This window comes from Acinetobacter sp. AM (assembly GCF_003105055.1).
In the GTDB taxonomy this organism is placed as follows: domain Bacteria; phylum Pseudomonadota; class Gammaproteobacteria; order Pseudomonadales; family Moraxellaceae; genus Acinetobacter; species Acinetobacter tibetensis.
The window spans coordinates 70,650-94,687 of sequence record NZ_QETG01000011.1 but is presented as its reverse complement, the minus strand read 5'-3'; the positions used below and the strand labels follow the sequence as shown (position 1 = coordinate 94,687).

The following is a 24,038-nucleotide window of genomic DNA, read 5'->3' as shown; positions in this document are numbered from 1 at the left end:
TATGGAACTTAGACACCTACGCTATTTTGTAGCGGTTGTAGAGGAACAAAGTTTTACCAAAGCAGCAGAAAAACTGTTTATAGCCCAGCCTCCGCTGAGTCGGCAGATTCAAAACCTTGAAGCTGAGTTGGGAATTCAGTTGTTTGAGCGTGGTAGTCGGCCTTTACAGACCACACCAGCAGGTCAATTCTTCTATCAGCATGCGGTTAAACTTTTGTCTAATGCTGAAGAAGTGAAGTCGATGACTAAGCGTGTGGGTATGGTCGAACGTACCGTAACCATGGGATTTGTTGGGTCATTGCTCTATGGTTTATTGCCAAGAATTGTGTATTTATTCCGTCAGCAGCAACCACAGCTTAAAATTGAACTGATCGAAATGAGTACTAAAGACCAAATTCAGGCGCTTAAAGAAGGGCGAATTGATGTTGGTTTTGGACGGTTAAGAATCTCTGATCCTGCAATTCGTCGTGTGTTATTGCGTGAAGAACCCTTGATGGTCGCAGTACATAGTAGTCATCCTTTAGCATCGCAAAAACAAGGGGTATATCTTGCAGATTTGGTCGAAGAAAGTCTGTTTTTATATCCAAGTCACCCTAAACCCAATTTCTCGACTCAAGTCCGAAGCTTATTTTCGGAGTATGGTTTAGAGCCGCGCAGTTTACGTGAAGTACGTGAAATTCAGTTGGCGCTAGGTTTGGTGGCTGCGGGTGAAGGGATTTGTATTGTGCCTGAAAGTGCCTGTAGCATTCAGTTTCCGCACCTAAACTATATTCCGTTGTTGGATGATGCCGCAGTTAGCCCGATCTTCCTTGCTATTCGAAGTATGGATGAAAGTGAAGATATCCGCTCGCTATTTGATTGCATTTATCAAGTTTATGATCTTGAAGCAATTAAATACGATCGAGCAGTACTTTAATTGAACTAAAGTACTGCTATTCGTGACAATTCAAAAGGAAGCGGGAAATTTCTCGCTGAAATTTGAAGGGTTCATTAATTAAAATGGCATGACCTGATCGTTCAAAAATGACTTGCTTGGCATTTTTGACACTATTGGCGATAATTTTTTGTCCTTGAGATGGGTAAAGTATCGAATTTTCCCCAATAAAAAAAGTTGTGGGGCAGCTCAATTCTGCTAAAGATTCTCGATAATCTTCATCATGATAGAGATAGTTATTGATATACCATGCCAGATAGTCGAGGCGGTGTAAGGGTAAGAGATGTTTTTGCAATTTATCGTATTTTAAGGCGGTGTTCCATAAGATGGGGCTTAAGCGATGGTCATTTTGTAATAATATGAATTTACTCCATATTTTAATAAATTCATGGCGTGAAGCCGGTTTAAGGTCTTCTAGACTATGCACAGGCGGTAAGGCCGAGAAAAACAATGAAATCTCAGCCAAAAGCTTTTTAAAGTCCAAATGCTGCTGACTTAGTAGACCATATGGCCAATGGCTATCTACCGTAATTTTGGGTGCTTGATCAATATGTAAATAACGATTGATATATTGTTTAAAATTTCCATATTTCATGCCATGCATGGCAGTTGTTGCCCCCATTGAGAAAGCAATTACGGTAAAATCTGGATACTTTAATTGTTGGATTAAGGCCTCTAAATCACGCCAATGGCTAGAAATAGCATCTATTTCAGGTATACGGCAGTACTTTGAGCGACCAAACCCACGCCAATCTGGAATAATAAATTTAAATTGTTTACTGTTCTGAATTAAAAAAGGCATCCATTGCCAACTTTGCATGCCTAAACCTGAGAGTACTAAAACAGGTTTGCCCTGACCGAATTCACGAACATACAATTGTTCTTGATCGGGCATTTGATAGTAAGGCATGGTAATTTCTCTATTTTTTAAGATTTTTCAAATTTTTTCAGACCTGTAATCATGGCTTCAAGCCATTCAATCCAGCCCACTTCTAAGTTAATGCCTAACTGTAAAATCATTTTATGAATATATAAAGTTCGATTTTCATTTTCTGTAGATGGAAAGTCTTTATTAAAAATTTGTTGATAAATTTGCAACTTTTCTTGATGCAACATCAAGTGTCTTTCTAATTCAGGCAATACGGTTGCCTCACCGACTTGTGCTTCTGCTCTTAAACGCACCATCAGTTCTTCACGTAGTTGAGCGGGTGGGCCTTGTTTGACCATCCAGTCAGCCAATTCAGTGCGCCCCAATTGTTCTACTTGATAGGTTTTTTTTCGGCTATTGGAACTTTCATCTTCAAGGGTTGAAATCCAGCCTTTTTGCTGCATGGCACTGAGTTCACGGTAAATTTGTTGATGCGTTGCATTCCAAAAGAAACCCATAGAACGGTCAAAACGACGTGCCAATTCAATGCCTGTACTGGGTTTTTCAATTAAGCTGGTAAGAAGAACATGTGCTAAAGACATAAGCTAGCATCAACAAATTTAAGATAAAGATATTATGCAACATGTTGCATAGATTTCAAAATTAGACTATAAATTAGTGCAACAAGTTGCATAAAAGCAAAATTTAGCCAGCACATTGCAAGCCATGGAGGTCTCATGTCCAATTATCCACACTTACTCGCCCCATTAGATTTAGGATTTACTACACTGAAAAACCGTGTACTTATGGGTTCTATGCACGTTGGTCTTGAAGAAGCGCCAGGTGGTTATGACCGTATGGCAGCATTTTATGCTGAACGTGCAAAAGGCGGTGTTGGACTCATTGTGACAGGGGGTATTTCACCCAATGACCATGGTTTGACTTTTAAAGGTGGTTCTAAGCTTGATACCCGTGAAGAAGCAGAACACCATAAAGTCATTACGCAGGCAGTCCATGATGCGGGCGGTAAAATTGCACTGCAAATTCTACATACTGGTCGTTATTCATACCAAAAAGATATTGTTGCACCATCTGCAATTCAAGCACCGATTAATCCAAGCCGTCCTAAGGAATTAAGTTCTGCTGAAGTTCAGCAAACCATCGATGATTTTGTGAACTGTGCCAAGCTTTCACAATACGCAGGTTACGACGGCGTAGAAATCATGGGTTCAGAAGGTTATTTAATCAATGAGTTTATTGCTGCACGAACGAACCATCGTGAGGATGAATGGGGCGGTAGCTATGAAAAACGTATTCGTTTCCCAATTGAAATTGTAAAACGTACCCGCGAAGCAGTCGGTGAAAACTTCATCATTATTTACCGATTATCTATGTTGGATTTGGTTGAAGGTGGTTCGAGTTTAGATGAAGTGATTCATCTGGCAAAAGAAATTGAAAAAGCGGGGGCAACCATTATCAATACGGGTATTGGTTGGCATGAAGCGCGTATTCCGACTATTGCGACTAAAGTGCCTCGTGCGGCATTTACTTGGGTGACTAAAAAATTAAAAGGTAGCGTAAACATACCTTTGGTTACTTCTAACCGTATTAACACACCTGAAATGGCAGAGCATGTTTTGGCGTCTGGTGATGCTGATATCGTGTCTATGGCGCGCCCAATGTTAGCCGACCCTGAGTTTGTGCTCAAAGCTGAACAAGGTCGTAGTGATGAAATTAATACTTGTATTGGTTGTAACCAAGCCTGTTTAGACCATATTTTCTCGATGAAAATTGCAACTTGTTTAGTAAACCCACGTGCATGTTATGAAACAGAATTAATTTTCAAAGAGGCAGGTCAAGCGAAAAATATCGCCGTGATTGGTGCTGGTCCTGCGGGTTTAAGTTTTGCAACTTATGCAGCAGAGCGCGGTCATAACGTCACCATTTTTGAAGCTGCGAACCAAATTGGTGGTCAGTTTAATATTGCGAAAACAGTCCCAGGTAAAGAAGAGTTTTATGAAACTTTACGTTACTTCAAGCGTAAAATTGAATTGTTACAACCAAAAATCAAGCTACAGTTAAATCATAAAGCGACGTATGACGAGCTAAGCCAAGCCAACTTTGATGACATTGTGGTCGCTACAGGTGTAACGCCACGTGAGTTGAGCTTTGAAGGGATTGATCATCCAAAAGTATTGAGCTACATCGATGTATTAAGAGAGCGTAAGCCAGTGGGTAAACGCGTTGCTGTGATCGGTGCGGGTGGTATTGGTTTTGATACGGCTGAATATTTGAGCCATGAAGGTGAAAGTGGCAGCTTAAACCCTCAAAAATTCTACAATGAGTGGGGTATTGATACGCATTACAATGATGTTGGCGGTTTAAAACAACCACAAGTAGAAGCATCTGAGCGTGAAATCTTCTTATTACAGCGTAAACCTACATCTGTGGGTGCTGGTTTGGGTAAAACAACAGGCTGGATTCACCGTACAGGTTTGAAAAACCGTGATGTGCAGATGATTGCGGGCGCAAACTATGAAAAAGTTGATGACCAAGGTCTCCACATCATTGTTAATGATAAATCAATGATTCTAGATGTAGACAATGTGGTGATTTGTGCGGGGCAAGAGCCTTTTACAGCAATGTTTGATCAATTAAAAGCTGATGGTAAAGCAGTACACTTAATTGGTGGCGCAAAAGAAGCAGGTGAATTAGATGCGAAACGTGCAATTCGTCAAGGTGCTGAGCTTGCAGCAGTAATTTAAAACCAAGGGGACCTACGGGTCCTCTTTTCATCAATTAAAGAGAATACAACAATGCAATTAAAACAAACCCAAGATGCATTACATAAATGGCACCACATGGTTGCAACGCGTGACATGGATTACTTAAATGAATTGTTAGCAGATAATGTGGTTTTCAGATCTCCTGTTGCTTTTCATCCTTATGAAGGTAAAGCCGTGGTGCAGTTTATTCTGAGCAATGTTATTCAGGTATTCGAAAACTTCACCTATCATCGTGAATTTCTGACGGAAAATGCTCAATCTGTTGTTTTGGAGTTTTCAGCAAATATCGGGGACAAAAAGTTGAAAGGGATCGATATGATTCAATTCAATGAACAAGGTCAAATTGTTGATTTTGAAGTGATGATTCGACCAAAAAGTGGTTTGGAGGCATTGGCTACTGAGATGGGGCAGCGTATTAAGCAGTTTCAGCCCGCTTAATTTATATTTCTTTACACAATTACTGAGATTAAACAAATGTGGTTAAAACTTTCGACTTTAGCTTTATTGCCTGTGTTGCTGTTTCAGGGGGTAAAAGTTCGCAAGAATACACCATGTCTTTTAGAAGCCAGTGGTGATCGTGAGGGAATAATCGGTCAAGGGCAGTCATTATCCTTATTAATTTTAGGAGATTCGGCTGCAGCAGGAGTTGGAGTAGAATCACAAAGTGAGGCTTTGTCTGGCGCGATTCTTCAAGCATTGCAAGATGACTTCCAGATTCTCTGGAAACTACATGCAAAGACTGGCGATACGACGGAGCAAGTCATTCGAGCAACACAACATTTAGCACCACAGCAGTATGATGTAGTGGTGACATCAGTCGGTGTGAATGATGTTACCAAATTAACTTCAGTCAAATCGTGGTTGAAGCAACAACAGTATTTATTTGAAGAAGTACAGAATCGATTTCAGCCGAAATTGATTATTGTCACAGGTGTCCCACCGATGCAGCATTTTCCAGCCTTGCCAAATCCATTGGCATGGTTGTTGGGGCAATATGCAACTGCAATGAATCAGCAATTACAGCAATATTTAGCGCAGAACAGTCGGTTTAAGTTTCTACATTTTGACATTCATGCCTTTCAAACAATGAATTTGCCGATGGCAAGCGATGGTTTTCATCCAAGTAAAGAAATTTATGCAGTTTGGGGTCAGCAGATCGCCACATTAGTACAGCAATCTTTTACTCATCATCAATAATGGTAAATCGATATGAGAATATCTACTTTAAATAAAATTAAAGTTCTAGGTTCGGAATGGATTGATTCAGTTATCGGTGCTGAACAACCAAAACTGTACTATAGCCCACAAGGGCAAAGTAAAAAGGTGCTAGAAAAGTTACCTCAACTTCAACAAAAATATCGTCCAACCCCGTGGTTATCAAACACACATGCACATTTATTATATTTTGATGTGATTAAGAAGCGAACCATTCAACTAGAGTACGATCGAATTGATCAGTTAACCATGCAAGATGGTGGTGTGACTGCGGTAGCTTGGTATGGTCTGACATTACCCCAAGAAACTCCGACGATCATTATTCTGCATACGATTACGGGTAATTTGGCCAGTATGAGAGAGTTGGTTCGAGATCTGCATCAATATACGGGCTGGCGTATTGCTTTGTGTTTACGCCGTGGGCATGCAGATTTACCTTTACCTGTGCCGAAAATGAGCTTGTTTGGTTTTACTTCCGATTTACGGGAGCAAGTCGCCTATATTCAGCAACAATTTCCAGCTTCATCTTTATATGCCGTGGGTTCATCCGCGGGTACGGGTTTATTGGTTCGTTATTTGGGCGAACAAGGTAATGACACACCTTTTAAAGCTGCTTTTGCCTTATGCCCAGGCTATAACACTGAACTTGGATTTGAAAATATCCATCCGTTTTATAGTAAAGTTATGACCAAAAAGCTATTCAAGACTTTTATTCATCCTTATTTGCCGACTTGGAAACCTGTGACTTCATTGTCGCAGGTATTGGCGGTCAAAACGCTTGCTGAATTTGAGAAAAGTTATTTTGAATTAGCAGGTTATCACGACTATGCAAGTTATACCCAAGCCATTAATCCTATCCATGTATTTGAAAATGTCAAAATTCCATTGATGGTTTTAAATTCTGAGGATGACCCCGTTTGTCACATCAAGAACTTTTATCCTTATAAATCAGTCGTTCAAAGAATGGAAAATATTATTGTTGTAACGACCAAAAAGGGCAGTCATTGTGGTTTTTATGAAGGGATCACTCAAACTCGATCATGGGCTGCAAAATTAATGGCAGATTATTTAAAGTTGCATGTAGATTAATGTCTTGATGACTTTCTATAGACCATTAAAAAAACCAGTTCATTTGAACTGGTTTTTTTTAATAAATTTTAAATTATTTGTTGTCTAATGCAGGAGTTGCAGCAGCAATAGCAGCAGCGACAGCATCATCTTCAGACTGAGCAGTTGTATTTGGTTTCGGCTGTTGTACGACTTGAGCAGGTTTATCTTCAGCTTTAGGCGCTTCAACTGCTTGAGTTGTAGCTGGTTTCGGTGCTACTTCACGACGAATTTCAGTCGTAGTATTTGGGGTTTGCTCACGCACAACTTCAACTTGAGTCGGGATTACAACTTCAGTTTCAGGTTGAGATGCTTCTAAAGGTTGGAACTGTGCTTGTTCAGTCGGTTCAGATGCAGCTTGGGCTGTTTCAGCTTGCTCATCTTTAGGTTCTTCTTTTTTCACACATGCGGTAAGTAATAAACCCAATGCAAGGGCACCACAAATTAAAAGTTTCTTATTCATAATCGCACAAAATAAAGCATAAATAGAGTGCGCGTAGTATAGCAGTAAAATTACAGATGAAAAATCCTGAGATTCCCTACTAAATTTTTATCGGAAATGCTGATAGAATAGCCAATTGTTTATTGATCTATGAATTGCTGCTAATTGACTTTGCTTTCTAGGTACATAGTAAAGTAAAATCGCACAACATTGTAGGCCGATTTAGGCTCCATTGTACGAGAAACTTAATGACCCATTTTATTTTCGTTACTGGTGGTGTAGTTTCATCACTAGGTAAAGGTATTTCAGCTGCTTCAGTTGCTGCACTTTTAGAAGCCCGTGGTTTAAAAGTGACCATGGTCAAAATGGATCCATACATTAATGTCGATCCAGGGACGATGAGCCCATTCCAGCATGGTGAAGTTTTTGTCACAGAGGATGGTGCTGAGACTGACTTGGATTTGGGTTATTACGAACGTTTCTTACGTCGTGCGAAAATGACCAAACTCAATAACTTTACTTCTGGTCGTGTTTATCAAGACGTACTCAATAAAGAGCGTCGTGGTGATTACTTAGGTGGTACTGTTCAAGTAATTCCACACATTACAGACAATATTAAAGAACGTGTTCTTCGCGCTGGCGAAGGTTATGACGTTGCCATCGTAGAAATTGGTGGAACAGTCGGTGACATTGAATCTCTCCCATTCATGGAATCTGTACGTCAGTTGATGGTTGAATTAGGTCACAAACGCACAATGCTGATGCATTTAACGTTGTTGCCATATATCAAGTCAGCGGCTGAGTTAAAAACCAAACCGACTCAACACTCTGTAAAAGAGTTGTTATCTATTGGTATTCAACCAGATATCTTAATCTGCCGTACTGAATACGATGTTGATGCGGATACGACACGCAAAATTGCATTGTTCACCAACGTGGAAGCACGTGCTGTGGTGGTGTGTAAAGATGCGAAAACAATTTACCAAATTCCTCGTACATTCTATGAACAAGACGTTGATGATTTAATTTGTGAGCGTTTTGGCTTTAATGATTTACCTGAAGCCGATCTTTCAGATTGGGACAATGTGGTAGAAGCATTGTTAAACCCTGAATACACAGTTCGTGTTGCAATGGTAGGTAAATATGTTGAACTTCCAGATGCGTATAAATCTGTAAACGAAGCGTTATTACACGCTGGTATTCAAAATCGCGTTAAAGTTCAAATTGATTATGTGAATGCTGAAGATCTTGAAAGTCAAGACGTAGCAACTGCATTGAAAGATGCTGACGCGATTCTTGTACCAGGTGGTTTTGGTGAGCGCGGTACTGAAGGCAAAATGAAAGCGATTCAGTATGCACGTGAAAACAATGTGCCATTCCTTGGTATTTGTTTGGGTATGCAGTTGGCTGTAATTGAATTTGCTCGTAACGTTGCAGGTATTGCAGATGCGACTTCTACTGAATTCAACCGTTCAACTAAATCACCATTGATTGGTTTGATTACAGAATGGTTAGATGAACGTGGTGAAGTACAACAGCGTAGCCTTGAGTCTGACCTTGGCGGCACCATGCGTTTAGGTGCGCAAAAGTCTGAATTGGTTGAAGGCACCAAAACACGTGAAGTGTATGGCAAAGCTGAAATTGTAGAGCGTCACCGTCATCGTTATGAAATGAACAATCGTTTCATTCCAGTGCTTGAAGACGCAGGGATGAAAATTTCGGGCTATTCACCTGTACAGCACTTAGTAGAAACAGTTGAAATTCCTCAACATCCTTGGTTTATTGCGGTACAATTCCACCCGGAATTTACAAGTTCACCACGTGATGGTCATCCATTATTTGCAGGTTTTATTGGTGCAGCGAAAGCAAAACATCAAAAAGCTTAAGAATAAGGTATGTCTAGGACTAAACTAGGAAAGTTTAAATGTCACAATTAAAACCACAAGAAATTGTACGTTTAGGCGATATACAAATGGCAAACCACTTGCCATTTGTACTATTCGGCGGCATGAACGTATTAGAGTCAAAAGATTTAGCTTTTGAAATTGCAGAAACTTATGTTGATATTTGCAAGCGCTTAGACATTCCCTATGTGTTTAAGGCAAGTTTTGATAAAGCGAATCGTTCGAGCTTAAATTCATTCCGTGGTCCTGGTTTGGAAAAAGGAATTGAATGGTTGGCAGACATTAAAAAGCAATTTAATGTGCCAATCATTACTGATGTGCATGAGCCGTATCAAGCTGCGCCAGTGGCAGAAGTTGCAGACATCATTCAGTTGCCCGCTTTTTTAAGTCGTCAAACTGACTTGGTTGAAGCAATGGCTAAAACAGATGCCATTATTAACATCAAGAAAGCACAATTCCTTGCTCCGCACGAAATGCGCCATATTTTGCATAAGTGTTTAGAAGCAGGGAATGACAAGCTCATTATTTGTGAGCGTGGTTCGGCATTTGGTTACAACAATTTGGTTGTAGACATGTTGGGCTTCGACATCATGAAAGAAATGAATGTTCCTGTGTTCTTTGATGTGACTCATGCGCTTCAAACTCCGGGTGGCCGTGCAGATTCAGCGGGCGGTCGCCGTGCGCAAATCACAACACTTGCTCGTGCAGGTATGGCAACAGGCCTGGCTGGTTTGTTCTTGGAAGCACATCCAGATCCTGAAAAAGCCAAATGTGATGGTCCATGTGCATTACGTATGGCCCAACTTGAGCCGTTCTTAGCACAGCTAAAAGAATTAGATACCTTGGTAAAAGGTTTCGCAAAATTAGATACTCATTGATGCTTTCTAAGGCATCTCGTTATTAATCAACTGAGGAATTATTCATGAGCCAAATCGTTGACATTCGTGCACGTGAAATTTTGGACTCTCGTGGTAACCCAACCATCGAAGCAGACGTTATCCTAGAATCTGGTGTTGTAGGTCGTGCATGTGCACCTTCTGGTGCTTCAACTGGTTCTCGTGAAGCTTTAGAACTTCGTGATGGCGACAAAGCACGCTATTTGGGTAAAGGTGTTAAAAATGCTGTTAACAACGTAAACACTTTAATCCGTGACGCTTTAGTGGGTAAATCAGTATTTGAGCAAAAAGACATCGATAACACGATGATTGCGCTTGATGGCACTGAAAACAAAGAAAAACTAGGTGCTAACGCAACTCTAGCTGTTTCTTTAGCTGCTGCCCGTGCTGCTGCTACTGAAAAGAAAATTCCTCTTTTCCAATACATCGCAGATTTACGTGGTCAAACGACTTTAAGCATGCCTGTACCAATGATGAACATCATCAATGGTGGTTCACATGCAGACAATAACGTTGATATTCAAGAGTTTATGATTGAGCCAGTTGGCTTCACGTCATTCTCTGAAGCATTACGTGCAGGTGCTGAAATCTTTCATTCTCTAAAATCAGTTTTAAACAAAAAAGGTTTAAATACTGCTGTAGGTGATGAAGGTGGTTTTGCGCCAAACTTGCGTTCAAACGAAGAAGCAATCACTGTTATTCTTGAAGCGATTGGTCAAACAGGTTACAAAGCTGGTTCTGATATTATGCTTGCGCTTGATTGTGCATCTTCAGAATTCTACAAAAATGGTCAATACATCCTTGCTGGCGAAGGCAATAAAGCATTCACAAGCAACCAGTTCTCTGACTATCTAGCAGGTCTTGTAAACCAATATCCAATTATCTCAATTGAAGATGGTTTAGACGAGTCGGATTGGGAAGGTTGGTCTTACTTAACGTCTATCCTTGGCGATAAAATCCAGTTGGTGGGTGACGATTTATTCGTTACAAACCCGAAAATCCTTCAACGTGGTATTAATGAGAAAGTAGGTAACTCTATTCTCATCAAATACAACCAAATTGGTACGTTGACTGAAACTTTAGATGCAATTTACCTTGCGAAAGCAAATGGCTACTCAACTGTAATCTCTCACCGTTCTGGTGAAACTGAAGATTCTACAATTGCGGATCTTGCAGTGGGTACAGCAGCGGGTCAAATTAAGACCGGTTCACTTTGCCGTTCTGACCGTGTTGCAAAATATAACCAATTGCTTCGTATTGAAGAGTTGACTAATGCGATCTATCGCGGTAAAGCTGAGTTCAAAGGTTTGAACTAAGCGATTGAATGCTATCTATGTTAAATGTATTTGACTCATTTGCGAGTAAATTACTATTGGGCCTTGCGATCGTACTGATCGCAGGGTTTCAGTATTTATTTTGGTTTGGCGAGGGTGGTTATCATGATCATCAACAACTGACCCAAAAAATCCAACAACAGACAGAAATTAATGATGAGCTAAAAGAGCGTAATCGTGTTCTTGCAGCAGAAGTTTATGATTTAAAAAATGGTGTTGAAGCCATAGAAGAACATGCACGGTTAGATTTGGGTTTAATTAAACCACGCGAAACTTTTGTTCAAATGAGTACCATCAGTACTCAATATAAGCCTATTTATATTGATCCTAACGCCAAAGCAGATTTACGCACCAATGAAGATGACAATGCCATCCCACCAGAGCCCGTTAATGCCCAATAAGCTTTGGGTGGTTATTCCTGCTGCGGGTTCAGGGCGACGTTTTTCTCAGTCTAAATTAAAACAATATCAATTGCTTGATCATAAAACCGTATTAGAACATACGGTGGAACGATTAAATGGCTTGGATTTAGCAGGTTATGTGCTTGCGGTTGCGCAAGATGATAATGTGATTCAAAGCTTGGCTTTGGTGGCTCCAGAAAAATCACATTTTTGTGCGGGTGGTCAAGAACGAGTTGATTCTGTACTGAATGCTTTAAATTATCTTGCTCAAATCACAGATGAAAATGACTGGGTGCTGGTGCATGATGCAGCACGTCCATGCATTACTTTGCCTGTATTAAATACATTGGTTCATAAAGCGATTGAAACAGATCAAGCTGCTATTCTTGCTATTCCAGTCCGTGATACTTTGAAGCGAGTTGAAACTGAAGCGATCATCAGTCAGACAGTGAGCCGTGATCTATTATGGCAAGCTCAAACTCCGCAGATGGCAAAACTGGGTGTATTAAAACAAGCGATTGAGCTGGCTTTGCAAGACCAGCAAGTGATTACTGATGAAGCGAGTGCCTTAGAATACGCGGGGCATCCTGTTCATGTGGTTCAGGGGCGTTCTGATAATATCAAAATTACCTATCCAGATGACTTACAGTTGGCGCGTTTGATTACCCAATCACAAAACTAATTTAAAAATTTCATGCGGTAGCTGTGATTGTTTACGAAATAATTATCCTGAACGTTGAATTAAGCATTCACTCTCTCGCAGTTTAAATTTATACTCTGCTCACTTTTAGCTGTATTGCCTCATCAGATGATACCTTCTCAACAGTATCGTTTCTTACGCCAATCCTTACGTGATGGTCGAAGTATTAAAGACGATTCCTCCAAATGGCACCGTTTACATCTTGATCCTTGGTTGTTGGGATTGTTGGTTGTAAATTCTATTATTGGTTTAATGGCAGTTTATAGTGCCACTGCTGAAGATATGGGAATGGTATTGCGTCAGGCCACCAGTTTTGGTGTGGGTTTTATTCTGTTATTTATTTGCGCACAGATCCCACCGAAGGTTTATCAGGCCACCAGTCCATATTTTTATCTGATTTCAGTTGTGTTGTTGGTTTTGGTGCTTGTCATAGGCGATACCCGCTTAGGGGCTAAACGTTGGTTGACTGTACCCGGTATTGGCAGTGTACAACCCAGTGAGTTTATGAAGTTTGCGATGCCGTTAATGATGGCATGGTATTTTGCTAGAAAGCCATTTCCACCGAAACTGATTCATATTTTGGGGGCACTGGTGATTATGTTTGTGCCTTTTGTGTTGGTTGCCTTGCAACCCGACTTATCCATTGGCTTAATTATCCCCGGAATTTTCGTGCTCTTTTTGAGTGGGATGTCTTGGAGGCTCATTTTGGGAGCCTTTATGGCATTCGCTGTTACTGCGCCTGTTTTATGGATGTATGTCTTACAGGCTTACCAAAAGAAGCGTGTATTAACCCTGTTTGATCCAGAATCCGATGCCTTAGGTGCGGGTTGGAATATTATCCAGTCTAAGATTGCAATTGGTTCTGGTGGCTTAATGGGGAAGGGCTATTTAGGTGGAACGCAGTCGCATTTGGGCTATTTGCCTGAACATCATACCGACTTTATTTTATCGACCTATTCAGAAGAGTTCGGATTTTTAGGTGTTATGTTCCTATTTGCGCTTTATGCAGCTATTATTTTCCGTTGCATGATGATAGGACTAAATTCCTTTCATAACTATGGTCGTTTGCTGGCAAGTGCCATTGGTTTAACGTTCTTCTTCTTTGTATTTCTCAACTCGGGCATGATTAGTGGAATTCTTCCTGTGACAGGAGATCCATTACCATTGATGAGTTATGGCGGTACGGCGGTGATTGCACTGCTTGCTGGTATGGGAATTGTGATGTCCATTCATACGCACCGTTAAAATGCGTAAGCCCCATTTGGGGCTTTTTTTATAGATTGAAATCAATTTTATTGCATCATTTAGATAAAACAGAATCAAATATTATTTTTTTAAGTATATGAATTTTATTGGAATAAATTTTTTTAAGTGCTTTCTCATAAATAATTACTAAATTTGTATATTTCGCACTCGAAAATGGTATATATATTGCTCATATTATAAGAAGCAATTATTGCAGGAGAGAAGCACAGTGATGTGCTCGCCGAAGGAGCAACGACCCCGGAAACTCTCAGGCAGAAGGACTGTAATAATTTCAAAATCTGGAGAGAAGTGCATAAAGATAAAAAAGGCACTCACCGAAGGGGATGGTTATATGTTGTATATGATCGAAGCTCTCAGGTACCAATGACAGATGGGGCACAACACAAGGAATGCATGCATTTCGTAGGAGTGCTTTATGCCACATATTATTGTTATTGGCTCTGGAATTACTGGGGTAACTTCAGCTTATGAACTATCACAATTGGGCTATGATGTGACAGTCATCGATAAACATCTTTATCCTGCAATGGAAACTTCTTTTGCCAATGGTGGTCAGCTTTCAGCATGTAATGCAGAAGTCTGGAATCAAAAATCCACTGTATTGAAAGGCATTAAATGGATGTCCCGTAAAGATGCGCCTTTGTTGCTCAATCCGTCGTTTGATCTGCATAAATATGCATGGCTAGTCGAATTTTTGGGCAATATTAAACACTATGAAGAAAATACCCGTGATACGGTGAAATTAGCACTCATGGCGCGTAAACGCTTATTTGATATTGCTGAACAGGAACAGATTCAGTTTGATTTAGAAAAAAGAGGCATTCTACATTTTTACCACAACCAAACAGATTATCAAGTCGCAACCCGTGTCAATGAATTGCTTTGCACAGGTGGATTAGAGCGTTATGCAGTAACATCTGAAGAAATTAAGCAAATTGAGCCGAGTTTAACAGGTGACTATTATGGCGGCTTTTATTGTCCGGGTGATGCCACAGGAGATATTCATAAGTTTACCAATGGTCTTGCCAAGGTAACAGAAAAATATGGGGTGAAATATCGCTTTGGTTTAAACGTCACCAACGTGCAACATCATGAGAAAGGCGTGACAGTCATTTGTAAAGGCAGCACTGAAAATATGCACCCAGAAGAGCAGGCATCAGAATATTTTGAAGCAGATGCTGTGTTGGTGTGTGGTGGTGTGGGTAGCTATCAATTGGCACATTTACTGGGTGATAAAGTGAATGTTTATCCTGTAAAAGGCTATTCAATTACCATTAACTTGGATGATGAGCAGAGTGTGCAACATGCACCATGGGTAAGTTTGCTGGATGAAAGTGCCAAAATTGTCACGTCACGTTTAGGTGCTAGCCGATTAAGAATTGCAGGGACTGCGGAGTTTAATGGGTATAACCGTGATATTCGTTCTGATCGGATTCAGCCTTTGGTCGATTGGGCGAATAAAAATTTTGATATTTCCACTCAGAGTGTTGTGCCTTGGGCGGGCTTACGTCCAATGATGCCAGACATGATGCCAATCGTTCGACGTGGACGACGTGACCGCGTATTTTATAACACAGGGCATGGACATTTAGGTTGGACTTTGTCAGCCGCTACAGCAGTGATGATCAGTCAAGAAATTGCATCGGCTTATCCAGCTTGATGTACTCATGTTGAATCAAAAGCACAGACAAATATCTGTGCTTTTTTATTTTTTTAAAACTGTCTTTAATCATAAAGGCGATAAACACCAGTAAATCGCTCACAACCTTTTTGTTGGGTTTTGACAGTTAAAATGGCTTTGTAATAATCAAATTGATATTTACAGTCATGTTCATTGTCGACAATATTTTGTTTTTTCTCTGGGGTGGTGTACGCCAAGAAAGGAATGGTTTGAGTTTCCTTCTTGTTGTTTGGATTACGGTAGGCAATTCCTTCAATTTTAATACTGTCTTTACCAAGCTGATGAACTTGTAAGTGAATGGGCTGTTGTGCAAGTTTACCCTTTTCAAATTTTAAATAATGTTGAGTCAAACTCTGATTTAATGAGGTATAAAAATTTAAATCATCAGTGCGAAGCTCAAATTGCTGTGTAAAACATGATTCTGTTTTGCATTGTTGTATACGGTTGAGCCATACGCTATGTGTATCATCGAGTAATCGTAAGGGTGCATCACTGATTAAAAACGCAGTGAGATATTGGTTTTTGAGTTTCTGCCGTTGTTGTTCGAAACTGCCAGAACACATCGTTTTTATTGTAGCAGTATCAGTTTTACTACAATCTATTTCCTGAGCGTAAGTCAGGCTAGTGTATATACAACCCATACCAATGAAAGATGCTATAGTTTTAAGGAATTTAATGTCTGTATTCAACAACATGATGACTTATACTTTCACAACACTGTGCTGGTGTAACTATAACGAAGTCGAAACACTGAATACAAGATTTCAAACATTTATTTCTGAAGGAGCGTAACTGAATGGTCGCACATATTCGAATTGGTCAAGGAATGGATGTACACGCTTTTGAGGAAGGCGAATTTGTTACTTTGGCTGGCGTTAAAATTCCACATACACACGGTTTAAAAGCACATTCCGATGGTGATGTTGTGCTGCATGCACTCTGTGATGCATTATTGGGTGCACTTGCATTGGGCGATATTGGGCAGCATTTTCCAGATACAGACCCTGAATTTAAAGGGGCAGACAGTCGAGTGCTGTTAAAACATGTTTATCAGCTCATTTTAGATCGTGGCTATGTGTTGAATAATGCGGATATGACGGTAGCCTGTGAGCGTCCAAAGTTAGCGAAGTACAATTTAGAGATGCGTCAATCTGTCGCAGACGTTTTAGATGTGGATGTTACTCAAATTAGTATTAAAGCAACAACCACAGAAAAACTGGGTTTTACTGGCCGTCAAGAAGGTATTTTGGCAACTGCTACAGTTTTGATTAGCCATCAAGCCAAATGATCTGCACCCATCAGTGACTGTTGTAGATCTTTAGTAGCTTTACGACCTTGGAGTTGTAGGGCTACAGCATGAATCAGTCCTGTCCATGTCTCGTTTGGTTCCCAAACTGCATGTAATAAATCTTGAGCGCTGGCGATATCCATATCCATATAATATTGGCGGTAAAGATAGATTAGGCTGCTCACACGAAGGTTGTGGGCGCAATGCACCCAAACCATCTGCTCTTGAATCAGATGATCCAACATGTCTAAAACTAAGAGGCATTGCTCATCAGAAGGTGTGTCCCAAAGAATAGGAATATGAACGTAATTGAGTCCTAGTTCTAAGCAAATACGGTCTTCATTCTGAAGATGGTTTTCTGCATCATTTAAAGCAAGATTAATAACAGTTGTGACGCCATATTCTTTGATGTGTTTTAACTGTTCAACTGTCGGTTGACCAGAACTAAATAAATGCTCATGGACAAACTGGAAATGGTCAATGTGAGTTAAAGCGTTTTCAAGTTGATTCATAACGGTGACTTTTCATTGGCAGTAAAACAAAACGCCATCCTTGGGGATGGCGCTTGGATGCTTAGCGATTTGGTAATACATCTTTCAAAGCATTGTGCATTTCTAGCAATACTTTTTCTGTTGTATCCCAGTCAATACAGCCATCTGTAACTGACTTACCGTATTCTAAATCACATAAGTTTTCAGGGATATCTTGACGACCACCTTTTAAGTGACTTTCAACCATAATACCGACAATGGATTTGTTCCCATCCAAAATTTGTTCAGTAATATTTTTTAGAACAAGCGGTTGCAAGAACGGGTCTTTATTTGAGTTGGCATGACTGGTATCAATCATGATTTTGGTGCTGACCTTGGCTTTCGCTAATGCATTTTCAGCTTCTGCTACAGAACCTGCATCATAGTTCGGTTTGCCATTACCGCCACGTAATACTACGTGTGCATATGGGTTGCCGCTGGTGCGAATCACAGAAACTTGACCAAGTTCATTTAAACCTAGGAAGCTATGACCATGTTTAACCGATTGCATCGCATTAGTTGCAACAGTTAAACCACCATCTGTACCATTTTTGAAACCAACAGGAGATGAAAGTCCTGAAGACATTTCACGGTGGGTTTGGCTTTCAGTGGTACGTGCACCAATCGCAGACCACGAAATTAAATCTTGATAATACTGTGGTGAGTTTGGATCGAGTGCTTCAGTGGCACAAGGCAAACCTTTTTCATTCAATTCCAACAGCAATTGACGACCAATACGCAAACCTTTCTCAATATTGAAAGAGTCATTCATATCTGGATCGTTAATTAAGCCTTTCCAACCTACAGTGGTACGCGGTTTTTCAAAATAAACGCGCATCACGATATAAAGCGTATCTTTAACTTGTTCACTGAGTACTTTTAAACGATCCGCATAATCATGTGCAGCAACTGTATCATGAATAGAACAAGGACCAATTACGACAAAAAGACGCTTATCTTTACCATCTAAAATATTGCGAATGGTGTCGCGACCTTTAAGTACGGTGTGATATGCATTTCCTGTTAATGGCAATTCTTTTTTTAGTTCTGCAGGAGTTACTAAAGGCTGAATGCTTTTCACATTTAAGTCTTCAATGTCTGATTGAGTAATAGGGGTTGGCTGTTGTGTATTCATTGCTGTCACTAGATCGATCATACAAGAGTTTTTTAGTTGCTTGAATATAACACGATTTAATTAGCCTTTTACTATACAAAAGACCAATAAAACCGTGAAATAATCCAATTATCCACAGAGATAGTTTAAATGCTGTGTGATTTTTCCACAGTATAAACCATTGCGGTGGTTGGTTTTTGAACAGGTTTGGCTTTTACTGGATGGATTATAAAATTCACACCCAACGCAAAAAGCGTAATACCTAAAATTTTACGAATAATTTTTTCTGGCAATCGAGAACTGATCAGTGTGCCGATAATAATCGCAGGAATTGAGCCAACCAATAACCAGCCTAAAAGTGCGAAATCGACATTACCCGAGCTCATGTGACCAAGACCAGCCACAAGGGTGAGTAGGACAGCGTGAACCACATCTGAACCAATGATACGAATCATCGGTAAATTGGGGAACATGATGACCAATGCCATGATACCAAACGCGCCTGCACCTACAGAGGATAAAGTCACAAATACACCCAGCACCACACCCATGAAAATGATGTAAGCCCGTTTATCTTTGGCTTGAAAATTTACTTTCTCCAAGTCTTCGGTCATGTCTAATTGTGCATCTTTACGGAATTTATTGAAGAAACGTTCAATATGCCCACGGAAGATGATAGATACCCCAGTTAAGGTCAACATAAAACCTAAAACCATGGTCAGCACAGCTTTATAGTGTGTGGACTGACTTAAATAATTCTCAAGTAGCCAATGTGTTGCAAAAGATGCTGGAAGGCTGCCGACAGCAAGCCAAATCACGATGGGCCAGACAATATTCATTTTTTTGGCATGAACCATCGAGCCACAGAATTTAGAAATCGATGCATACAACAAGTCGGTTCCGATGGCGATGTGTGGCTCAATTTTAAACAGGCTAATGAGGATAGGGGTCATTAAAGAACCACCACCTACACCGGTAATACCTACACAAAACCCAACCAAAACGCCTGCAAGAATATATTCAAGAGAACCAAACATGTATAGAAGCCAAATATGATAAACCATGCATATGTTATGACTTTTTGAGATAAGTGTTTGTCTTGATAAGTGATTTACTTATGCAAAAAAACGCTAAAGCCATCTTTAGCGTTGTATGAAATGATGCAAATACCAAATTTAGTTTTTTGCAGGCTTCTTTTTTAAATCATTGATATACATTATTAAAATAAAGGCTACTGGGCTGGCGAAGATCCACCAGCTAATAAAACCAATTGATATTCCGTAATGGTCGATTAAAACGACAGCAGCACTAAAAAATAGAAGGTATCCAACACACCGACTCATCAATGGAAATTGCGTCAAAATATGCAACGAAGATTGCTTGGTTTTCGCAATTTGCTTGCTGCTGAGTAAGTGTAAGAGCCAAAGTCCTAAAAAGATAAATATCAAACTAAATAGAATCATCATGATGCATTTCCCTGTTGTGCCGAAGAAAGTTTTTTGATGATTTTTTGCTTAGCCGTTGTTTGGATTGGATGAATATTTTTAAAAATAAAATAGGCTAAAACAGCGAGTAAAATAAAAAATAGATCTACACGGAAAAAAGTCCAATAACTCACAAGACTGTGGATGTATTGATGCTGAACCAAATAAAATAGGTCGAATATGGATAAGCATGCCGCCACAACAATTAAGCACACCAGTTGCGAACGCCACAGCCATTGTTTTGGCGTGAAAAGTGCTGCGACCAAACTTAAGCCCCAGAATATAAAGAAACTGTAGATTTCATAGTTGGGCATGTCAGTGGTCATGTAGACTAAACGATTGGTATAGAAATAACCCATCATGGCGAGGGGTAAACCCACAAAAGTTGCGATATTTAGTCGGTCAACAAGATAATGACCCAAGTGGAACTGCTGTGTTTTATTTTGGAGTTGTCGTTTTAGACTCCATAACAAGAGCCCTGACGCAATCATACAACACCCGAGCAGCCCTGAAAAAAAGAAAGCCAGACGTAATAAAGGCTGAGCAAAGGTCGCCATGTGTAAGCCGTACACGCCAAAACTTAAAGTGGCAACAGCACTATCATTACGTGTTGCGGCTGTAGTGAAAGCATCGTGCCCACGTAAGGTAATTTGCGGTTGATTGCCCGTAATACTATGATCTTGGAGTTGTGTAAACGTGTACAAAGCTTGATTAGTATTTGGATTTTGTACTGAGATTGAGCGCAATTCTTGCTTGCCCCAATGCTGTTCTACTTTTTGCAGTAATTCAGACATTGGCAAATTAGCCTGAGGTGTTATTAAGGTGTTTTGTGTCACGACATTGGTGCGGATTTCAGTAAAATACTGATATGGGTTTTCAGGATAAAGCGCTTTCATACCCCACGGAAGATACAGATAAAAGAAAATTGCCAAACCAGTAAAGGTAATCATCAAGAAAAAAGGCAGTGCAATCACGGAGGATACATTATGAAAATCAAGCCAAGAACGTTGAGATTTAAAAGTACGTAAAGTAAAGAAATCTGTGAAAATCTTTTTATGGGTCATAATGCCCGAAATTAAGGCGATCAACATAATAAAGGCAGCGATAGAAACTGCAAGTCGTCCGATATTAACGGGTAGCCCAAAAAGTTGATAATGGAAGTGATAGAAAAAATCGCCACCTTCTGTGGCTGAAAGGCTCAGTTCTTTTCCTGTGTTGGCATCTAAAGTTTTTCTTTCATAGCTACCATCTGCTTTTTGCCAATAAATGCGATTGACGGGTGATTCGGCTGAGGCAATACCTATAAACCATGATTTTGCATCGGGTGCATGATTTTGCAAATAGTTTGTCGCAGATAGAATGGCGGTTTGTTGTTGAATCTCATATTTTGCCAGTTGGGGTTGCATCCATAAGTTAATTTCATGGCGATAATATGATGCCGTGCCCATAAGAAATATGGCGAATATGACCCATCCTAGCAGCAGACCTGTCCAAGAATGTAACCATGCCATTGATTGTCGAATACTTTTATGCATGAATTAGCCTACTCCAAGAAATAATACAAAAAGAACAGCACAGGATGCTGTGCTCATGAGAGTGAGCTTCTTCAATGATTGAATGCAGAAACAGGTCATCACAAAAAAAACATAAAAAATAAGGCTGATGAACGCCGCCAGAAAGATGGATTCTGCTTTGGGTAAACTCAGATGAAACAGATGGGTTAAGGTTAAACTGAGTAAAGCGGTACAGATAAAACCGAGTATGAAGGCGATAACAAAACGATACAGCACTTGAATACGGTAGGTCAGAGAAAGGGATTGTGCTTTACTCATAAAATGAATCGCTATGGAAATGAAAAAAACCAAGCCTGATGCTTCAGACTTGGCGGGTTCATTAATACTTAAATTTTAAAGCAACTGTGTAATTTGCAGAAGCCCCGTAATAACCTTGACCGCCATAAAGACCCGTGAGGTATTTTTCATTGGTTAGGTTATTACCATTTACTTGCACTAACAGATTGTTATTTACTTCATAACTTGCCATTAAATTGAATAAGGCATAAGCATCCTGTGTAACAGATGAATAAGAAGTGTCTTGAATATCATCTTGCCATTTTATGCTTGCACCGAGTTTAAGTTTAGGAATTTGTGGAACAGTATAAGAAGCTAAAGCATTGATGGTTTGGGTTGGAATATTGACACGTGCTTTTTCACCTGATTCCATGTTTTTCAGGCTGAAAGTAGAGAAACCAAAGACAAGATCTAGATTATCTGTGACTTTACCCGATAATCCAACTTCTACACCTTGAGAACGGACTGTACCAATATCTGAAGAATATTTGTTATATGCTACATCCCACAGTGGATTGAGTGCAAAATTATCTTCATCGGTTCTAAATACAGCAAGATTACCTGTGAGTGCTCCATTTAGCCATGAACTTTTAACCCCGATTTCATAGCTTTCGCCCTCTACAGGAACAGCAGTTTTTTGAGTGGCTAGATCGATTACGGTTTGTGGTCTAAAGATAGAGGTATAGCTCATATACCCTGTATATTCAGGTGTGAAGTTATAGGTTAAACCCGCATAAGGTGAAACTTTATCTTCATTGTATTCAAGTGTTTCAATTTCAGTGTAGTTTGCTCCTAGAAGCAGTTTTAAATCATCATTTAGATGTAAGCGGGTAGCGGTGTAAACCGATTTCATCACCCGTTCTTCTGGCGCAGCGGTGTAGAACTCGCCCCATGATGGTTCTTCAGGTGACCAACTTGCCTGATCTGTCGTATAGGTGCCTAAACTGCTTCCATAAGAATAAATACTTTGCGCAGTATACTTCGACCAGTTATAGCCAATATTGGCTTCGTGGCGCTGACCAAACAATGGGAAAGTCCCTTGAATATCAGCATTTGCCGTAGTTTCTTTGAATTTCTGGTTGTAAATCTCAGGGTAGAGGTAAATGCCTGAAGTATTGTCCGTGGCAGAAGGGGAGCCACTTAAATAGAGCATCTTGTCACGAACTTCAGATTCTTTCAGGTTGTAACCGAGTTTTAATTTCCAATCACCAGCAAGTTGTTGTTCGATATTGGCGAAATAGTTGTCAATTTCCCAGTCGTAGTATGTCCACGATGGTGCATAGTTATAGCTACGTGAATAACTTAAAGCTTCACCTTTAGAATTGACTAAAGGTAATGCCCCCCATTGAGAGCCATTGGCATACTGGCGTGTTTTAGAATAGCCCGCGGAAGCTAGTGTAGAATCGGTAAGGTCTGCCTCAAGAATCCCTTGAAAGCCATTCTTTTCCTCCGAATAACGGTCTAAATATGAATTGCCCGTTTTTTCATAGCCAACCAAACGCCCACGCAGACGCCCATCTTGTGTCAGTGATCCTGAAATATCAGCTTCATAACGTTGAGTATCCCATGAGCCATAGCTAATTCCTGCATTGGTTTGGAACGCTTTGGTAGGACGTTTACGAATGTAGTTAATCGTCGCACCTGGGTCACCTAATGCATTGGTGAGGGCATCTGCACCTTTTACCACTTCAATACGGTCATAGAAATAGCTGTCGGCATCACTATTGTTGTAGTTGTAGCTATCCACCTGCGGAATACCAATACCATCAACCAATACATTTGAAATGTCAAAACCACGTGCTGTATAAGTTGTGCGATTGGTTTCCAGACCAGTCACCGTTACACCAGGAGTATTGTTTAAAATATCTCGCGTTGACGTAAGGTTGAAGTCATCCATTTGCTGACGTGTCACTACATTGACAGTCTGAGGCGTTTCCTGGGTATCAATATTCAGTTTGGTTGCACTGCTACTTTTTTTAACTGTATATGCTTTGCTTTGTTCAGAACTTTGATTTTCCGATGAATTTGCTTGTAACTGTATAGTAGACAAAGTTGCAACATCATCTTCAGCAAAACTAAGATTGATATGTGCAATCGTGAGAGCAAGTAAGGAATATTTAAATAGAGTCGGAGATTTAGACATGGATGAACATTAATGCAAATAATTATCATTAATTCTATTGTTACTATTAGTGATGTTCAATTGTGTAACTATTGTAAATATTGATTAAAAAAAGA

The 24,038-nt window shown here is 40.0% G+C and carries 24 protein-coding genes and 1 riboswitch; of the genes, 13 read left to right on the top strand and 11 right to left on the bottom strand.

Annotation, left to right across the window (positions count from 1 at the left end):
- Window position 1 precedes the first annotated feature (1 nt).
- Entirely contained in the window at window positions 2–916 is a 915-nt protein-coding gene (locus DCO44_RS07945) for a LysR family transcriptional regulator (protein WP_116760734.1), read from the top strand.
- 16 nt (window positions 917–932) lie between these two features.
- Here DCO44_RS07945 and DCO44_RS07940 read toward each other — a convergent pair whose 3' ends face one another.
- Window positions 933–1,844 (bottom strand): alpha/beta fold hydrolase, encoded by a 912-nt coding sequence (locus DCO44_RS07940; RefSeq protein ID WP_116760732.1) that lies wholly within the window; start codon window positions 1,842–1,844, stop codon window positions 933–935.
- Between the two features lie 17 nt (window positions 1,845–1,861).
- Complete coding sequence (locus DCO44_RS07935) at window positions 1,862–2,404, bottom strand: PadR family transcriptional regulator (protein WP_116760730.1); 543 nt, start codon at window positions 2,402–2,404, stop codon at window positions 1,862–1,864.
- A 135-nt stretch (window positions 2,405–2,539) separates the two neighbouring features.
- On the opposite strand from DCO44_RS07935, the gene DCO44_RS07930 reads away from it, so the two are divergent.
- From DCO44_RS07930 to DCO44_RS07915, 4 genes are read left to right on the top strand one after another with little or no spacing between them, the layout of a single operon-like run.
- Window positions 2,540–4,567, top strand: coding sequence for an NADPH-dependent 2,4-dienoyl-CoA reductase (locus DCO44_RS07930; RefSeq protein ID WP_116760728.1), 2,028 nt, complete (start codon window positions 2,540–2,542; stop codon window positions 4,565–4,567).
- Window positions 4,568–4,618: 51 nt separating this feature from the next.
- On the top strand, window positions 4,619–5,026 hold the full coding sequence (locus tag DCO44_RS07925; RefSeq protein WP_116760726.1) for a nuclear transport factor 2 family protein: 408 nt from the start codon (window positions 4,619–4,621) through the stop codon (window positions 5,024–5,026).
- A gap of 36 nt (window positions 5,027–5,062) precedes the next feature.
- The gene (locus DCO44_RS07920; RefSeq protein WP_116760724.1) at window positions 5,063–5,785 is read left to right on the top strand and encodes an SGNH/GDSL hydrolase family protein; all 723 of its coding nucleotides are present in this window, start codon (window positions 5,063–5,065) and stop codon (window positions 5,783–5,785) included.
- A gap of 12 nt (window positions 5,786–5,797) precedes the next feature.
- Window positions 5,798–6,892 carry a YheT family hydrolase gene (locus DCO44_RS07915; RefSeq protein ID WP_116760722.1) on the top strand — a complete coding sequence of 365 codons (1,095 nt, stop codon included), beginning with the start codon at window positions 5,798–5,800 and terminating at the stop codon, window positions 6,890–6,892.
- Between the two features lie 73 nt (window positions 6,893–6,965).
- Here DCO44_RS07915 and DCO44_RS07910 read toward each other — a convergent pair whose 3' ends face one another.
- Window positions 6,966–7,373, bottom strand: coding sequence for an internalin (locus tag DCO44_RS07910; RefSeq protein ID WP_116760720.1), 408 nt, complete (start codon window positions 7,371–7,373; stop codon window positions 6,966–6,968).
- A gap of 227 nt (window positions 7,374–7,600) precedes the next feature.
- On the opposite strand from DCO44_RS07910, the gene DCO44_RS07905 reads away from it, so the two are divergent.
- The 7 genes from DCO44_RS07905 (at window position 7,601) to DCO44_RS07875 (ending at window position 15,513) form a co-directional block, all read left to right on the top strand.
- Window positions 7,601–9,238, top strand: a complete 1,638-nt coding sequence (locus tag DCO44_RS07905; RefSeq protein ID WP_116760718.1) for a CTP synthase — start codon at window positions 7,601–7,603, stop codon at window positions 9,236–9,238.
- 38 nt (window positions 9,239–9,276) lie between these two features.
- A complete protein-coding gene (gene kdsA / locus DCO44_RS07900; RefSeq protein WP_116760715.1) occupies window positions 9,277–10,134 on the top strand; it encodes a 3-deoxy-8-phosphooctulonate synthase in 858 nt (285 codons plus the stop codon).
- Between the two features lie 44 nt (window positions 10,135–10,178).
- A complete protein-coding gene (eno, locus tag DCO44_RS07895; RefSeq protein WP_116760713.1) occupies window positions 10,179–11,468 on the top strand; it encodes a phosphopyruvate hydratase in 1,290 nt (429 codons plus the stop codon).
- A gap of 17 nt (window positions 11,469–11,485) precedes the next feature.
- Window positions 11,486–11,887 (top strand): cell division protein FtsB, encoded by a 402-nt coding sequence (gene ftsB, locus DCO44_RS07890; RefSeq protein WP_116760711.1) that lies wholly within the window; start codon window positions 11,486–11,488, stop codon window positions 11,885–11,887.
- Window positions 11,853–12,569, top strand: coding sequence for a 2-C-methyl-D-erythritol 4-phosphate cytidylyltransferase (gene ispD, locus DCO44_RS07885; RefSeq protein WP_116760709.1), 717 nt, complete (start codon window positions 11,853–11,855; stop codon window positions 12,567–12,569). The genes ftsB and ispD overlap by 35 nt, the downstream gene beginning before the upstream one ends.
- A gap of 126 nt (window positions 12,570–12,695) precedes the next feature.
- Window positions 12,696–13,832: a rod shape-determining protein RodA gene (rodA, locus tag DCO44_RS07880; protein ID WP_116760707.1), complete on the top strand. Its 1,137-nt coding sequence runs from the start codon at window positions 12,696–12,698 to the stop codon at window positions 13,830–13,832.
- Between the two features lie 204 nt (window positions 13,833–14,036).
- Window positions 14,037–14,126: riboswitch (glycine riboswitch) on the top strand.
- Between the two features lie 142 nt (window positions 14,127–14,268).
- On the top strand, window positions 14,269–15,513 hold the full coding sequence (locus DCO44_RS07875; RefSeq protein WP_116760705.1) for a D-amino acid dehydrogenase: 1,245 nt from the start codon (window positions 14,269–14,271) through the stop codon (window positions 15,511–15,513).
- 65 nt (window positions 15,514–15,578) lie between these two features.
- Here DCO44_RS07875 and DCO44_RS07870 read toward each other — a convergent pair whose 3' ends face one another.
- Window positions 15,579–16,229 (bottom strand): hypothetical protein, encoded by a 651-nt coding sequence (locus tag DCO44_RS07870; protein ID WP_116760703.1) that lies wholly within the window; start codon window positions 16,227–16,229, stop codon window positions 15,579–15,581.
- Between the two features lie 101 nt (window positions 16,230–16,330).
- Here DCO44_RS07870 and ispF point away from each other — a divergent pair, with 101 nt between their 5' ends.
- On the top strand, window positions 16,331–16,822 hold the full coding sequence (ispF, locus tag DCO44_RS07865; RefSeq protein WP_116760701.1) for a 2-C-methyl-D-erythritol 2,4-cyclodiphosphate synthase: 492 nt from the start codon (window positions 16,331–16,333) through the stop codon (window positions 16,820–16,822).
- Here ispF and DCO44_RS07860 read toward each other — a convergent pair.
- From DCO44_RS07860 to DCO44_RS07830, 7 genes are all read right to left on the bottom strand, one after another.
- Window positions 16,810–17,334 carry a protein tyrosine phosphatase family protein gene (locus DCO44_RS07860; protein WP_116760699.1) on the bottom strand — a complete coding sequence of 175 codons (525 nt, stop codon included), beginning with the start codon at window positions 17,332–17,334 and terminating at the stop codon, window positions 16,810–16,812. The genes ispF and DCO44_RS07860 overlap by 13 nt on opposite strands.
- 61 nt (window positions 17,335–17,395) lie before the next feature.
- Window positions 17,396–18,487: a 3-deoxy-7-phosphoheptulonate synthase gene (locus DCO44_RS07855; protein WP_116760775.1), complete on the bottom strand. Its 1,092-nt coding sequence runs from the start codon at window positions 18,485–18,487 to the stop codon at window positions 17,396–17,398.
- A gap of 125 nt (window positions 18,488–18,612) precedes the next feature.
- Entirely contained in the window at window positions 18,613–19,503 is an 891-nt protein-coding gene (locus DCO44_RS07850) for a sulfite exporter TauE/SafE family protein (protein WP_116760697.1), read from the bottom strand.
- Window positions 19,504–19,641: 138 nt separating this feature from the next.
- On the bottom strand, window positions 19,642–19,932 hold the full coding sequence (locus DCO44_RS07845; protein ID WP_116760695.1) for a DUF1634 domain-containing protein: 291 nt from the start codon (window positions 19,930–19,932) through the stop codon (window positions 19,642–19,644).
- Entirely contained in the window at window positions 19,929–21,485 is a 1,557-nt protein-coding gene (locus DCO44_RS07840; protein WP_116760693.1) for a PepSY-associated TM helix domain-containing protein, read from the bottom strand. The genes DCO44_RS07845 and DCO44_RS07840 overlap by 4 nt, the downstream gene beginning before the upstream one ends.
- 3 nt (window positions 21,486–21,488) lie before the next feature.
- On the bottom strand, window positions 21,489–21,782 hold the full coding sequence (locus tag DCO44_RS07835) for a hypothetical protein (RefSeq protein WP_116760691.1): 294 nt from the start codon (window positions 21,780–21,782) through the stop codon (window positions 21,489–21,491).
- Window positions 21,783–21,843: 61 nt separating this feature from the next.
- Window positions 21,844–23,943 (bottom strand): TonB-dependent siderophore receptor, encoded by a 2,100-nt coding sequence (locus DCO44_RS07830; RefSeq protein WP_116760689.1) that lies wholly within the window; start codon window positions 23,941–23,943, stop codon window positions 21,844–21,846.
- Between the last annotated feature and the right edge of the window lie 95 nt (window positions 23,944–24,038).